Genomic DNA, 12,832 nt, shown 5'->3' with positions numbered 1-12,832 from the left:
TTGACTGTCGTTGGATATAGATAGTAAGTGAGGTATGTTTTAAATCATTTGTCCAAATATGGATGTGTTTAAAGCATACTTCACTTCTCCAAAACATGATAAGCATGTGATATGACCATGAAACTCTATTCTTATTTTCGCAGTTCAGCAGCCTATCGCGTGCGTATTGCGTTAAATCTAAAACAACTATCTTATGAAACTATACCAGTTCATTTGGTCAATCAAGGGGGCGAGCAGAAACTGCCTGCTTATACTGCGATTAATCCACAAAAATTGGTACCTAGTCTTGATGATCAAGGGCAGATAATTACTCAGTCTTTGGCAATCATGGAGTATTTGGATGAAACATATTCAGAAACACCATTATTGCCACAAGATGCTGTTGGGCGTGCCAGAGTTCGTGCGATCGCTCAGCTGATTGCTTGTGATACGCATCCATTAAACAATTTGCGTGTTTTGCAGTATTTGCAAAATAATTTCAAGGTAGATGACGACGCAAAAAACCAGTGGTACAAACATTGGATTCATGAAAGCTTTGCTGCCTTAGAGCAATTATTACAATCACCTGAAACAGGTCGCTTCTGTCATGGTGATATGCCAAGCTTGGCTGATGCGTGTTTGGTTCCACAAGTGTATAACGCACGTCGTTTTAATTGTGATTTAAGTGCTTACCCAACCATTGTACGCATCGATGCGGAATGTACAAAACTCCCTGCATTCCAAGCCGCAGCACCCGAAAATCAAATTGACGCAGTTTAATAAAGGAACTTATATGAACAAACTTTATCCGAATGCAACTGCCGCTTTAGATGGCGTGATTGCAGATGGTCAAACGCTTGCAGTAGGTGGCTTTGGCTTGTGTGGTATTCCAGAAGCATTAATCGCCGCTTTGCGTGATAGCGGTGTCAAAGATTTAACGTGTATCAGTAATAATGCTGGTGTAGATGGTTTTGGCTTGGGCTTATTATTAGAAACGCGTCAAATCAAAAAAATGATTTCATCTTATGTGGGTGAAAATAAAGAATTTGAACGCCAATTTTTATCAGGCGAGCTTGAAGTCGAATTGACCCCACAAGGCACACTCGCAGAAAAATTCCGTGCAGGTGGGGCAGGTATTCCAGCTTTTTTCACTAAGACAGGTGTCGGCACCAAAGTCGCTGAAGGCAAAGAAATCCGTGAATTTGATGGCGAAGAATATGTGCTTGAGCGTTCATTGACTGCTGATGTGGCATTGGTCAAAGCGTGGAAAGCCGATAAAGCAGGTAATCTCATTTTCCGTAAAACTGCGCGTAACTTCAATCCCGATGTAGCAACCGCAGGGCGTGTGACCATCGTTGAAGTCGAGGAATTGGTGGAAACAGGTACTTTAGATCCAGATCAAATCCATTTACCAGGCATTTATGTGCATCGCATTATTGTGAATGCCAATCCTGAAAAACGCATTGAACAACGTACACTGAAACAAGGATAAGATGATGGCTTGGACACGTGAACAGATGGCACAACGTGCCGTACAAGAATTACAAGACGGTTTTTATGTCAATTTGGGTATTGGTTTGCCGACCTTGGTTGCCAATTATATTCCTGAAGGCGTAAATGTAATGTTGCAATCTGAAAATGGTTTGCTCGGTATCGGTGCTTTTCCAACTGAAGACGAGCTTGATGCAGACTTGATTAATGCTGGTAAACAAACTGTGACCATGACCAGTGGTGCAAGTTTATTTAGTAGCTCACAATCTTTTGCCATGATTCGTGGTGGCAAAGTGAATTTGGCAATTTTGGGTGCAATGGAAGTCTCTGAACAAGGCGACCTTGCCAACTGGATGATTCCAGGAAAAATGGTCAAAGGCATGGGTGGTGCAATGGATTTGGTGGCAGGCGTGCAACGTGTGATTGTATTGATGGAACACACTGCCAAAGGTGGTGCATTCAAAATCAAGCCTGAATGTGAATTACCACTGACGGGCAAAAAAGTCGTACATCGTATCATTACTGACTTGGCGGTTTTAGATGTGACCAAAGATGGCTTAAAATTGGTTGAATTGGCTGATGGTGTTGATTTTGATGCTTTACAAGCTGCGACCGGCGTGCAAATTTTGAAATAAGATCGAGAGGTGACAAAAAGACGCTTTAATAGGCGTCTTTTTTATTATACAGTAGATTAGAATCAAAAATATAGATGTGTAATTATTATTACATTTACAAATCATTATACTATCTATATATTCGATAAGTTTTATCGGCATTTGTAATCTGGGTGTATCTAAAACCGAATTCTAGCAAAAAATATTACATAAATTGTTACATTTGTCGTGTAGAGCAGCTTATATAATAGGCATATTATTCGCACATTAGCTAAAGATATTCGACTTTAGGCTAATATCTAAATTTTACTTCTCTGAGAGAATCCCATGAAAGCATTCATGAAACTTATTCCAGCATTATTTATTGCCATGTCTGCAACATCTGCAATGGCAGATAGTTTGACTGATACGGATGTACAAGAGTCATTTTCAAGTACAGTAGATACAAAGACCGTAAACTATAGCTGCCAAGGTGGCAAGCGTATTGCAGTAACATACGGCTTTAATGAACAAGGTCTACCGACCTATGCAGAAGCAGACATCAATGGTGCATCACGCACTATGCCGATCAACCTAGGTATGTCAGGCGGTGCAATGAGTTCTTTCGGTGAGGAAGATAGCTTTACCTTATCAGCAAGTGCAATCACAAGCAAAAATGTGCGTCGCAGTAGCATGATGATCACCGATCAGGCGAACGAGATCGTATATAAAGCATGTAAAGCACGTTAACTTTTGATATTGTAGAATATGGCTATATGTGATAAAAATAAACATTATATCCCTGTTCTGACCGTAGCAACAATTCATGTGAAGGAGTACTCTCATGAAAACATTATTTAAAATGATCCCTGTCGCAATACTTGCGATGACTGCAACAGCAACAATGGCACAAGGTCTTGCAGCGGGCGACGTAAAAGAAGCTTTTGCAAGCACAACGTCTAAACAGGCGGTAAACTACAGCTGCCAAAATGGCAAAAAAGTTCGTGTAACTTATGGTTTTAACAAGCAAGGTTTGCCAACTTATGCGATGGCAAATGTAAACGGTAAAACACGTACTATGCCAATCAATCTAGGTGATTCTGGTGGTAATATGACGGTTTTTGGTGAAGAAAATAGCTACATTTTATCAGCAGATGCTATCACCAAACGTAATGCACGTCGTAGTAGCATGATGATCACTGGTCCTGACAACGTGATTGAGTTTAAAGGCTGTAGAGTACGTTAATTTTGATGTAAAATTAAACATCATATGCAAGTCAGCAATGATTTGCATATTTGCGTATTTAAAAGCATGAAAAAATATTTTAAACTTTAGAGCTGTAGCCTTATTTTACTGGTAGAAAAAATGTTAAATATACATCAAAAAAAATCAAGATTATTCAATGTGCTATTTATTGCCAGTGTATTATCCGCTTGCCAAAGTCATTTACCACAACGACCGAATGCCAATATCACTTACCAAATTCCCCAGCATTTTCAAAATCACAACACCACAAATACAGCACAACCTACGGCATTATGCCAAGCGACTTTAGAACATTACTGCCAAGCAAAGTGGTGGACACAGTTTGACGATTCTCGATTAAATGCCTATGTTGAGAACGTGTTGGCACGTAATAGTGAATTGGCGACAGCGACCATTACCTTGCAAAAAGCCTTACAAAACCTTGAAAAAGAAAAAGATAGCCGTTTTCCTCATCCATCACTCACCGGAGGTGCTAATCGTGGCGGTACTTATCAACTGAAAACTGGCGAAAGTAGCCAAAACAGTCAATTTAATCTCAATCTTGGGGCAAATTGGGAATTGGACTTATGGGGAAAACTCAAATTACAACGTGATATGGCAAGTTGGGAAAAGGATGCCACCATAGCAGATCGGCAAGCGGTGTATATGAATCTGACCGCAACTGCTGTCCGCAATTATTTGGCATTAAGCCATATTAATCAAAGACTTGCGTATAATAAAGAGACCGAAAATTACCATGCACAGCAACGTAAATTCATGCAAGTGCGACTTAAGGCAGGTCTATCCGCCCCAGCAGATATGCTGAGCATTGAACAAAGTATTAATCAACATCAGCAGCAACGATTAAATTTATTACAACAAAAAAATGAAGCTTTGAATAATCTAGCAATATTGCTTAATCGTAGCGTCAGTGAATTGCCGACAGAATTAGTCGATAGCCAATTCAATGCAAAAAACTTACCTGCCATTCCAGTGGCTTTGCCTGCTGATGTCATTGCCAATCGTCCTGATATGCAAGCGGCAAGTTCGCGTTTGCAATCCGCTTTGGCTCAACCCGAATTAAGCAAAAAAAGTCTATATCCAAATATAGTACTGACTGCTGGGGCAGGGGCATCGAGCAACCAATTGATCGATTTGTTAAAAGTTCCTGTTTTAAACTGGGGCTTGGCATTAAATCTACCTAGTATCAACAAAAAAGACATCGATCGTACTTTGCAAACCGCTGAACTAAATCGCGAGCAAGCGGTATTAAATTATTATGATGCTTTATATAAAGCATTGGCAGATGTCGAAGTAAAATTATCTCACTATCAAACTAGTCAAAAAGCAGAACAATTATTGCGTCAATCACAAACTCAAGCCAAAAAACAGCTCGACTATATGAATATAAGATATAAAGCCGGTATGGTTGCGTATAAAGATGTGGTCGATGCCCAAGAAAGCTACCGCCAATCTGAAATATCCTTTTGGGAAAATCAATATAATCAATACTATGCGTGGATTGTAATCAAACAAGCCTTAGGTGGATGATTCATTTTTTGAATGACTATGATTGCAAAAAAACATACGAAGGTTGTAAAAACTGCGGTTTTATTAGACTAAAAACTGCTAGAATCATTGCAAATAATCCTATTTGTGAGAAATATTATGTCTAAACAAATCGCTGTATTGATTGGTTCTGCCAGCAAAACATCATTTAACCATTTGGCGGTTAAGCATTTACAGAAGATCGCACCAGCATCTTTACAATTGAACGTCATTGAAATTGGTGATTTGCCTTTGTATGACCGTGATTTGGATAGCCAAGACATTCCACAATATACTCGTGTGCGTGAAGCAGTAGAAAAGGCAGACGCAGTCATTTGGGTAAGTCCTGAGCATAACGGCGGTATGTCTGCCATGATCAAAAATGCCATCGACGTGGTATCTCGTCCATCAGGTGAGAGTAAATGGATTGGTAAACCATTGGGCTTGATGAGCGTCAACGCCAGTGGTAGCGCACGCTCAACAGATGCTTTACGTGTGCTTGCATCAGCAAACCATATTAATATGCCAGTGTTGCCATTTGCAGCCAATATTGGCGGTATTTTTGCAGGTGCGTTTAATGAGCAAGGCGAATTAGTTTCTGAAGCAGCACAAAATACTTTAAAAGGCTTTATTAATGCTTATGCGGAATTTGTAGAACGTTTCTAATTTGCGTCATTATCGATAAATCAAAAATCAGTCTTCGGGCTGATTTTTGATTTTAAAATGTTTGAGATTGTATTTTTAACGTGAGTTCGGTTTAAAAAGGTATGTTTTTGTTGCAATTATATGATTTTAAAGAAGTAGGGTGTGAGAAACATTGTTTCGCAAGACGCACCATTTCAATGCCGTTTTCTGAAAGGTGCGTAAGACGCACCCTACATTTGAATTAAAAAATTTACATAAAATCAAAAAAATACATTTAGCGTTATGCCGAACTCACGTATTTTTAGCTTGAATCTATAGTCATCAGAATAATTTAGTTTTTAAACTATAACACGTTATAATCAATTTTAATTTTGGCAGTATCCGCATGTCACAGTCGCAACCTTTTTGTCATGTTGCACCAATCACTGATGTGGTCATGACGGTCTTGATGACGCCTGATATGGCAAATTTTTCAGGAAATGTACACGGTGGTACGATTCTGAAACTATTGGATGAAGTGGCTTATGCCTGTGCTAGTCGTTATTCAGGAACGTATGTGGTTACCCTTTCGGTTGATCAGGTGACGTTTAAAGAGCCAATCCATGTCGGTGAGCTAGTAACCTTTTTGGCTCGGGTGAATCATGTCGGTAATACATCGATGGAAGTGGGCATTCGAGTCGAAGCTGAAAATATTCAAACCCGAACGGTACGTCATACCAATAGTTGTTATTTTACTATGGTGGCGATGGATGAAAATCGTGTGCCTAAGGCTGTGCCTGCATTGGTGCTAGAAGATGAAATTGCACATCAACGCTATCAAGAAGCAGAACAACGTAAGCAGTATCGCTTGTCAGCGATGCATTCAAAAATGGCAAAGTAACAGAATGTATTAAATTCAATAGATGTCTTTTTTTAAAGTATTAATTGAAATTAGTTGCAAATATGAATCGAGAATATGTGTTTTAATTTAATGATTGACTTGGATATTTAGGTGAAATATTTTTATCAGCTCAGCAAATTTTTATTACAAGAATACTGTGTTTATTTCATTACTTTTACAGTATTCATATTCATTGTTGCTCTGTTTAATATTAAAATTGCTACGTTAATTGGGTTGATAGGATTATTGCTATTAATGATTTTTATGCTGATTTTTGCAATTTATGATAGCGATGTTTTGTGATATTTAATCTTCATCAAAAATTGAAAAATACTGAAAATGATAGGGTAATCCATGAATAGACTGATTGAGTTTTTATCAAATTATATTCGCATATTTTTCATTGTTTTTATGGTATTTGTTATCGTGATGGCAATCACCAATTATGATGCTTTGGTGATGGTCACAAAATTTAGCTTAATCGGGTTTATGTTATTTATCTTGATTCTCGTGGTCTATGATAAATATAGCTCTGATAGCTCTGATAGCTCTGATAGCTCTGATAGCTCTGATAGCTCTGATGTTTGATGGTTTATGTTAAAAATTGATTGAAAGTAAACTTGACAGTACAAATTCTTTTATCCAAAATAGGTTTATGTTTTTAAACATATAAACCAATTTTGGTAGAATTATGCCCAAAGCAACCATGCAACTACTCAAAGACAATATTCCATTATTTGTGGTGTTGTCTGATGAAAATCGTCATTTGATTTTGCAATTATTGCTTGAGCGTGGGCGAATGAATGTCAATCAATTGACTGAACATTTGCACCTGTCACGCCCTGCGGTGTCGCATCATCTCAAAATCATGCTACAAGCCCAAACGGTGAGTGTAGAACAAATCGGCAAAGAACGCTTTTATAGCATTGCCATGCACGATGCGACAGAAAAATTGCAATTATTGGCACAGCAATTTGCCATTCATTGTCCAAACTCACAATCAGTAAATTAGAGTGAATTGAGTTAATGAAATTAGGTAAATCAAATGACTAAAAAATCTAATTTTTATATCAGAAAAATAGATCGGCTAAAAGGTGGATTGTATATTCAACTTGTTTCACGCTTTGATCAGCATGATCTTGATCGCAATCTTGAAAAAATAAATTATAGTAATTCTATTTTAATTAAGGAATCATCTTTTTTTTTTGAAATTGAACATATATTTAAAAATAATTGTTTATTACACAATTATTCTACTGAGCAAATGATATATTATCATTATGGTTTTCATTCTCACAGTCGTAAAGATGCAGAAGAGATTATGAATGAATTAACTTATCTTTTGAATGAAGAACATAAATATTATAGACAGAAATGGCTAAGCCATATTATTGAATTTTTGGAAAATAATTTGGCGATGGAAAATAGTCATGGTATCTATGTCTTAGGTATTTAAATGAATAAAAGGTGAAAATATGAATGACAAAACCGCCCTAATTATCGGTGCAAGTGGTGCAACAGGTAAGCCATTGTTAGAGCAATTGCTGAATGACGATCATTTTTCGCAAGTGATTGTCTTTGTGCGTAAAAATCTACCGATTCAACACGCCAAATTAACTCAACATATTATTGATTTTGACAATGTGGCGAGTTGGCAAGATTTGGTACAGGGCGACGTACTGTTTTCATGTTTGGGTACAACACTCAAAGATGCAGGCTCAAAAGATGCACAGCGAAAAGTCGATTATGATTATCAATACAATTTTGCTCGTATTGCCAAACAAAATGCTGTTGCCAGTTATGTTTTGGTTTCTGCGATGATGGCTGATCCGCAGTCACCATTTTTTTATTCACGTATCAAAGGCGAATTGGAACAATCCGTACAAGCGTTAAATTTTGAGCGTTGTATTATTTTACGACCATCGATGTTGAGTCGTCCTGATACGAATCGTTTGGGTGAGCAAGTGGCAGAAAAAGCCTTAAGCGTATTGGGACGTTTTAAAATGCTGAAAAAACATCGCCCTTTACCAACTCAAGATTTAGCCCAAGCCATGCGAATTGCCGAACAGCGTCTTCAGCAAGGCAACCATATTCTAGATATTACCGCAATCCAAAATCTGTTATCTCACTAACTTTTATTTCATAGGAACATCGTATGTTATTTAATACCTTTACTTTTAAAAATGGCACAGTTGCCAAAAATCGTTTTTTCAAATCAGCCATGGAAGAACAGCTCGGGCAACGTAACCGTATTTCGGGCGAGTTGATTAAGCTGTATGATACGTGGGCGAAAGGCGGTACAGGCGTGCTTTTGACTGGTAATGTCATGGTGTCAAAACAAGGCAAAGGCTCACCAAAAGACGTAGTGCTTGAGCCGTCTGATTTGGCTATGGCAAAGGCATGGGCGATTGCAGGCACGCAAAATGATACGCTACTGATTATGCAAATTAACCATGCAGGCAAACAATCACCGAAATCAGTCAATAAAGAGCCTGTTTCGCCAAGTGCTGTGCCACTCAAAGGCATGGATAGCTTTATGAATCCGCCACGTGCATTGACTGAACCAGAAATTTTACAAATTATTCAAGACTTTGCTACCACTGCTGAGCTGGCTGAACAAGCAGGTTTTAGCGGTGTACAGATTCATGGGGCACATGGTTATTTGATTAGTCAATTTTTATCGCCACATCATAATCGTCGTGAAGATCAGTGGGGTGGAAGTCTAGAAAACCGTATGCGTTTTTTGGTAGAAATTTTTCAAGCGATTAAAGCCAAAGTATCAAAGCAATTTTTGGTTGGTTTAAAGCTTAATTCTGCGGATTTCCAAAAAGGCGGTTTTGATGAAAATGACTCAGTGCAAGTGATCGCTAAAATGTCTGAATTGGGCATTGATTTTATCGAAGTATCAGGCGGAAATTATGAAAGTCCAGCGATGATGCAAGCAAAAGACAGTACCAAAAAGCGTGAAGCATTCTTTTTGGATTATGCCAAAAAAGTACGTGCGGTGAGTGATGTGCCTTTGATTGTGACAGGTGGTTTCCGTTCTGAATCAGCGATGAAAGATGCCTTAGATAGCGGTGAATTGGACTTTATCGGTATTGCTCGCCCATTGGCAATTATGCCTGATTTACCAAATCAAATCGCTCAAGGAAAATATCAAACCTTACAGACACCGCCAATCAAAACTGGTGTACAACGTGTCGATAAGATGTTTGGTTCGGTGTTAGAAATGGAATGGTATATGATGCAAATGGGCTTGATGGGACGTGGTAAAAAGCCAAATGCCAAGCTCACGGCATGGCAAGTCTTGGCTCAGGTATTGATTGCCAATGGTAAAGCAGGGTTAAGTACAGGGCGGGCGAAGTAACTTCTAAGTCGTCTAAAAAATCAGCCTATTGTTCTATCGATAGGCTGATTTGAATACTATTTCATTAAAGGTGATAGTGTGAAGCTAGCCTTGAAATTTCTTTGAAAATAATGACACATCAGCAGAATTGTCGAATAATAAAAATAAGTTTGAAAATAAGAAATTGTTGATACTTGCCAAAATCACATTTTTTATTTAATTTATCAAAAACATATTGAGTAAATCGCATGACTTTACAATTTGCCGTGATTGGCAATCCGATTGCCCATTCTCGTTCGCCTGAATTGCACCACGCCTTTGGCAAAGCGTGTCAGATTGATTTAAATTATCAAAAAATCTTGGCAGAACCTGATGACTTTGCCCAAGTTGTACAGGATTTTTTTGCACAAGGGGGCAAAGGCATGAATGTCACTGTACCGTGTAAGGAGCAAGCTTTTTCCTTGTGCAAAAGTATCAGCCCACGTGGACAAATTGCCCAAGCGATTAATACGTTATATCTCAAAAATGGCGAATTGCATGGCGATAATACCGATGGTCAAGGCTTGGTCGATGCCCTTAAAAATGAAAATCAAAATTTAACAGGGGCAAAAATTTTAATCCTTGGTGCAGGCGGTGCAACCCGTGGCGTGATTTATCCTTTGGCTCAAGCAGGCGTGACACAAATCAGCATTGCTAACCGTACTTTAAGCCGTGCCGAACAATTGGTAAGCGATTTACAAACACATACGCCAAATACGCAACTTCATGCCTTAAGCTTAGAACAACTCAATGAATTAACAGAACATTTTGATATGATCATTAACGCCACATCTGCCAGTTTAAGCGGTGACGCCTTGCAATTGCCCGAAAGTTTAACTTTTGATTTTGCTTATGAAATGGCATATGGCAAGCCGTCTACCTTTTTACAACAAGCTGAACAGCGTGGGATAAAATATGCTGATGGCTATTCAATGTTGGTCGGGCAAGCAATTGAAGCCTTTTATTTATGGCATGGCGTACGTCCGAAATTGGCTGATTTTTTATAAATATCAGCCTATTGTAATCATTTGATAAAATTTGATTTGCCAAAATGACAACATTTCTTTGCAAAATTATCAATGCTTTCTTTGCAAAAAGTGTGAATACTAGCGATTATCAATGATTGTCCACTCAAAAAAGGATAGATACAATGCCAACATTTAAAGCCCCCCTACGTGACATTCGTTTCTTGATGAACGAAGTATTTGATTATCCAAGCCACTACAAAACTCTAAAAAACGGTGATTTGGTCGATAAAGACACTATCGACATGATCTTAGAAGGTGCTGCGGATTATTGCGAAAATGTGATTGCACCGCTTTATCAATCAGGCGATGAAGAAGGCTGTCATTTTAACAATGGCGAAGTGACCACGCCAAAAGGCTTTAAAGAAGCTTATGACCAATTCGTACAAGGCGGTTGGCAAGGCTTGTCATACCCTGAGCAATATGGTGGTCAAGGTTTACCAATGTCTTTGAACATGATCAAAGCCGAGATGATGAGTACTGCAAACTGGGCATTTACCATGTATCCAGGCTTGAGCATGGGTTGTATGAATACCATCATGCAATTTGGTACAGCTGAGCAAAAAGATACCTATATGCCAAAATTGGTCGAAGGGACTTGGTCGGGTACCATGTGTTTGACTGAGCCACAATGCGGTACAGATTTGGGTCAAATGAAAACCCGTGCTGAGCCACAAGCTGATGGTACGTATAAAATCACAGGGACAAAGATTTTTATCTCTGCAGGTGAGCATGATCTGGTCGATAATATCGTGCATATCGTATTGGCTCGTTTGCCAGATGCGCCAGCAGGGACTAAAGGCATTTCATTATTTATCGTGCCAAAATTCTTACCAGCTGAGAATGGTGAAATCGGTGAGCGTAATGCGGTGCATTGTGGTTCAATTGAACACAAAATGGGTATCCGTGCGTCAGCTACAGCGGTATTAAATTTTGAAGAAGCGACAGGCTTTTTGATTGGTGAAGCCAACCGTGGTTTACACGCCATGTTTACCTTTATGAATACAGCTCGTCTTGGTACGGCAGTACAAGGTGTAGCACATGCTGAATTGTCATTCCAAGGTGCATTGCCTTATGCCAAAGAACGTATGTCTATGCGTGCGGTATCAGGTGCAAAAGATCCAAACAAACCCGCGGATGCCATCATTCACCACGCTGATGTCCGCCGTATGTTGTTGACGCAAAAAGCCATCGCTGAAGGCGGTCGTTCGATGATTTATTATGCGTCATTGTTGGCGGATCATATGAATGATGCTTTGGAACAAGGCGACAAGGCTAAATTTGATGAATATGAAGACCGTTTAGGTTTTTATACACCGATTTTAAAAGGTTTCTTGACGGAGTTGGGCTGTGAAGCGGCAAACTTGGGCGTGCAAATCTATGGCGGTCATGGTTATATCAAAGAGTGGGGCATGGAACAAATCGTGCGTGATGCACGTATTGCAACGCTTTATGAAGGGACAACGGGCGTACAAGCATTAGACTTATTGGGTCGTAAAATCTTGCTTGGTTCACGTGGTAAGGTAATCGCGAATTATACTGCGGAAATCTTAAGATTCTGTGGTCAGCAAGCCAAAAACAAATATATGCGTCGTTTTGTGTGGGATTTAACCAAAATCTGTACACAATGGGGTATTTTAACTACACGTATCGTATTGTCTGCACGCAAAGACCGTGAAATCGTATCGAGTGCATCTGTAGATTATATGATGTATTCGGGTTATGCGATGATGGCGTATTTCTGGGCTCAACAAGCTGCGGTCGCATCTGAAAAAATTGGTAGTGGTGATGGTGCGGAAGAAATCGCATTCTATAAAGCCAAAATGAAAGTGGCAAACTTCTATTTTGAGCGTTTATTACCACGTGCAGAAGGTCATGCCGAAGCTTTGGTCAATCCATCAAGTGGTTTGACTGATTTGGCTACGGAACATTTTAGTTTTGATTACTAATTGATTTTATTCAAATAATTGGTGATAAAAAGCATGGTCTTCGGGCTGTGCTTTTTTCCATTTATGGAGTAAAATTTGTGCTATACTGTTT

At 39.0% G+C, this 12,832-nt stretch carries 14 protein-coding genes; all 14 read left to right on the top strand.

The features are described from left to right. Positions 1–117: 117 nt before the first annotated feature. The 14 genes from maiA to ACEYX7_RS00450 all read left to right on the top strand — a co-directional run bounded on the left by maiA (position 118) and on the right by ACEYX7_RS00450 (position 12,741). On the top strand, positions 118–759 hold the full coding sequence (maiA, locus tag ACEYX7_RS00515; RefSeq protein WP_374802809.1) for a maleylacetoacetate isomerase: 642 nt from the start codon (positions 118–120) through the stop codon (positions 757–759). Between the two features lie 13 nt (positions 760–772). Continuing rightward, complete coding sequence (locus tag ACEYX7_RS00510) at positions 773–1,471, top strand: CoA transferase subunit A (protein ID WP_374802807.1); 699 nt, start codon at positions 773–775, stop codon at positions 1,469–1,471. A 4-nt stretch (positions 1,472–1,475) separates the two neighbouring features. After that, a complete protein-coding gene (locus ACEYX7_RS00505; protein ID WP_374806553.1) occupies positions 1,476–2,105 on the top strand; it encodes a 3-oxoacid CoA-transferase subunit B in 630 nt (209 codons plus the stop codon). A gap of 306 nt (positions 2,106–2,411) precedes the next feature. After that, positions 2,412–2,813, top strand: coding sequence for an ACP-like domain-containing protein (locus ACEYX7_RS00500; protein WP_374803746.1), 402 nt, complete (start codon positions 2,412–2,414; stop codon positions 2,811–2,813). 94 nt (positions 2,814–2,907) lie between these two features. After that, positions 2,908–3,309, top strand: a complete 402-nt coding sequence (locus tag ACEYX7_RS00495; RefSeq protein WP_374803748.1) for an ACP-like domain-containing protein — start codon at positions 2,908–2,910, stop codon at positions 3,307–3,309. Between the two features lie 120 nt (positions 3,310–3,429). Continuing rightward, positions 3,430–4,860: an efflux transporter outer membrane subunit gene (locus ACEYX7_RS00490; protein ID WP_374900082.1), complete on the top strand. Its 1,431-nt coding sequence runs from the start codon at positions 3,430–3,432 to the stop codon at positions 4,858–4,860. Between the two features lie 117 nt (positions 4,861–4,977). After that, positions 4,978–5,523 carry an NADPH-dependent FMN reductase gene (locus ACEYX7_RS00485; RefSeq protein ID WP_374803752.1) on the top strand — a complete coding sequence of 182 codons (546 nt, stop codon included), beginning with the start codon at positions 4,978–4,980 and terminating at the stop codon, positions 5,521–5,523. Between the two features lie 364 nt (positions 5,524–5,887). Continuing rightward, complete coding sequence (locus tag ACEYX7_RS00480; RefSeq protein ID WP_374803754.1) at positions 5,888–6,382, top strand: acyl-CoA thioesterase; 495 nt, start codon at positions 5,888–5,890, stop codon at positions 6,380–6,382. Positions 6,383–7,073: 691 nt separating this feature from the next. Then, entirely contained in the window at positions 7,074–7,394 is a 321-nt protein-coding gene (locus ACEYX7_RS00475; protein ID WP_374803756.1) for an ArsR/SmtB family transcription factor, read from the top strand. Between the two features lie 33 nt (positions 7,395–7,427). Then, a complete protein-coding gene (locus ACEYX7_RS00470) occupies positions 7,428–7,838 on the top strand; it encodes a hypothetical protein (protein WP_374803758.1) in 411 nt (136 codons plus the stop codon). A gap of 19 nt (positions 7,839–7,857) precedes the next feature. Then, positions 7,858–8,514, top strand: a complete 657-nt coding sequence (locus ACEYX7_RS00465; RefSeq protein WP_374803760.1) for an NAD(P)H-binding protein — start codon at positions 7,858–7,860, stop codon at positions 8,512–8,514. Positions 8,515–8,537: 23 nt separating this feature from the next. Beyond that, entirely contained in the window at positions 8,538–9,749 is a 1,212-nt protein-coding gene (locus ACEYX7_RS00460) for an NADH:flavin oxidoreductase/NADH oxidase family protein (RefSeq protein WP_374803762.1), read from the top strand. 227 nt (positions 9,750–9,976) lie between these two features. Beyond that, on the top strand, positions 9,977–10,774 hold the full coding sequence (aroE, locus tag ACEYX7_RS00455; protein WP_374803764.1) for a shikimate dehydrogenase: 798 nt from the start codon (positions 9,977–9,979) through the stop codon (positions 10,772–10,774). 143 nt (positions 10,775–10,917) lie between these two features. Continuing rightward, the gene (locus tag ACEYX7_RS00450; protein ID WP_374803766.1) at positions 10,918–12,741 is read left to right on the top strand and encodes an acyl-CoA dehydrogenase C-terminal domain-containing protein; all 1,824 of its coding nucleotides are present in this window, start codon (positions 10,918–10,920) and stop codon (positions 12,739–12,741) included. The last annotated feature ends 91 nt before the right edge of the window (positions 12,742–12,832 follow it).

This window comes from Hubeiibacter jixunmingi (assembly GCF_041928215.1).
In the GTDB taxonomy this organism is placed as follows: domain Bacteria; phylum Pseudomonadota; class Gammaproteobacteria; order Pseudomonadales; family Moraxellaceae; genus Acinetobacter.
Note: the sequence above shows the minus strand (reverse complement) of the source record. Positions and strands in the feature narration are given on the sequence as shown.

Bases quoted from the DNA above. Each gene is read 5' to 3' on its own strand.
- ACEYX7_RS00480 (WP_374803754.1), top strand. From the start codon at position 5,888: ATGTCACAGTCGCAACCTTTTTGTCATGTTGCACCAATCACTGATGTG.
- maiA (WP_374802809.1), top strand. From the start codon at position 118: ATGAAACTCTATTCTTATTTTCGCAGTTCAGCAGCCTATCGCGTGCGT.
- ACEYX7_RS00500 (WP_374803746.1), top strand. From the start codon at position 2,412: ATGAAAGCATTCATGAAACTTATTCCAGCATTATTTATTGCCATGTCT.
- ACEYX7_RS00450 (WP_374803766.1), top strand. From the start codon at position 10,918: ATGCCAACATTTAAAGCCCCCCTACGTGACATTCGTTTCTTGATGAAC.
- ACEYX7_RS00495 (WP_374803748.1), top strand. From the start codon at position 2,908: ATGAAAACATTATTTAAAATGATCCCTGTCGCAATACTTGCGATGACT.
- ACEYX7_RS00475 (WP_374803756.1), top strand. From the start codon at position 7,074: ATGCCCAAAGCAACCATGCAACTACTCAAAGACAATATTCCATTATTT.
- ACEYX7_RS00470 (WP_374803758.1), top strand. From the start codon at position 7,428: ATGACTAAAAAATCTAATTTTTATATCAGAAAAATAGATCGGCTAAAA.
- ACEYX7_RS00510 (WP_374802807.1), top strand. From the start codon at position 773: ATGAACAAACTTTATCCGAATGCAACTGCCGCTTTAGATGGCGTGATT.
- ACEYX7_RS00465 (WP_374803760.1), top strand. From the start codon at position 7,858: ATGAATGACAAAACCGCCCTAATTATCGGTGCAAGTGGTGCAACAGGT.
- aroE (WP_374803764.1), top strand. From the start codon at position 9,977: ATGACTTTACAATTTGCCGTGATTGGCAATCCGATTGCCCATTCTCGT.
- ACEYX7_RS00460 (WP_374803762.1), top strand. From the start codon at position 8,538: ATGTTATTTAATACCTTTACTTTTAAAAATGGCACAGTTGCCAAAAAT.
- ACEYX7_RS00505 (WP_374806553.1), top strand. From the start codon at position 1,476: ATGGCTTGGACACGTGAACAGATGGCACAACGTGCCGTACAAGAATTA.
- ACEYX7_RS00490 (WP_374900082.1), top strand. From the start codon at position 3,430: ATGTTAAATATACATCAAAAAAAATCAAGATTATTCAATGTGCTATTT.
- ACEYX7_RS00485 (WP_374803752.1), top strand. From the start codon at position 4,978: ATGTCTAAACAAATCGCTGTATTGATTGGTTCTGCCAGCAAAACATCA.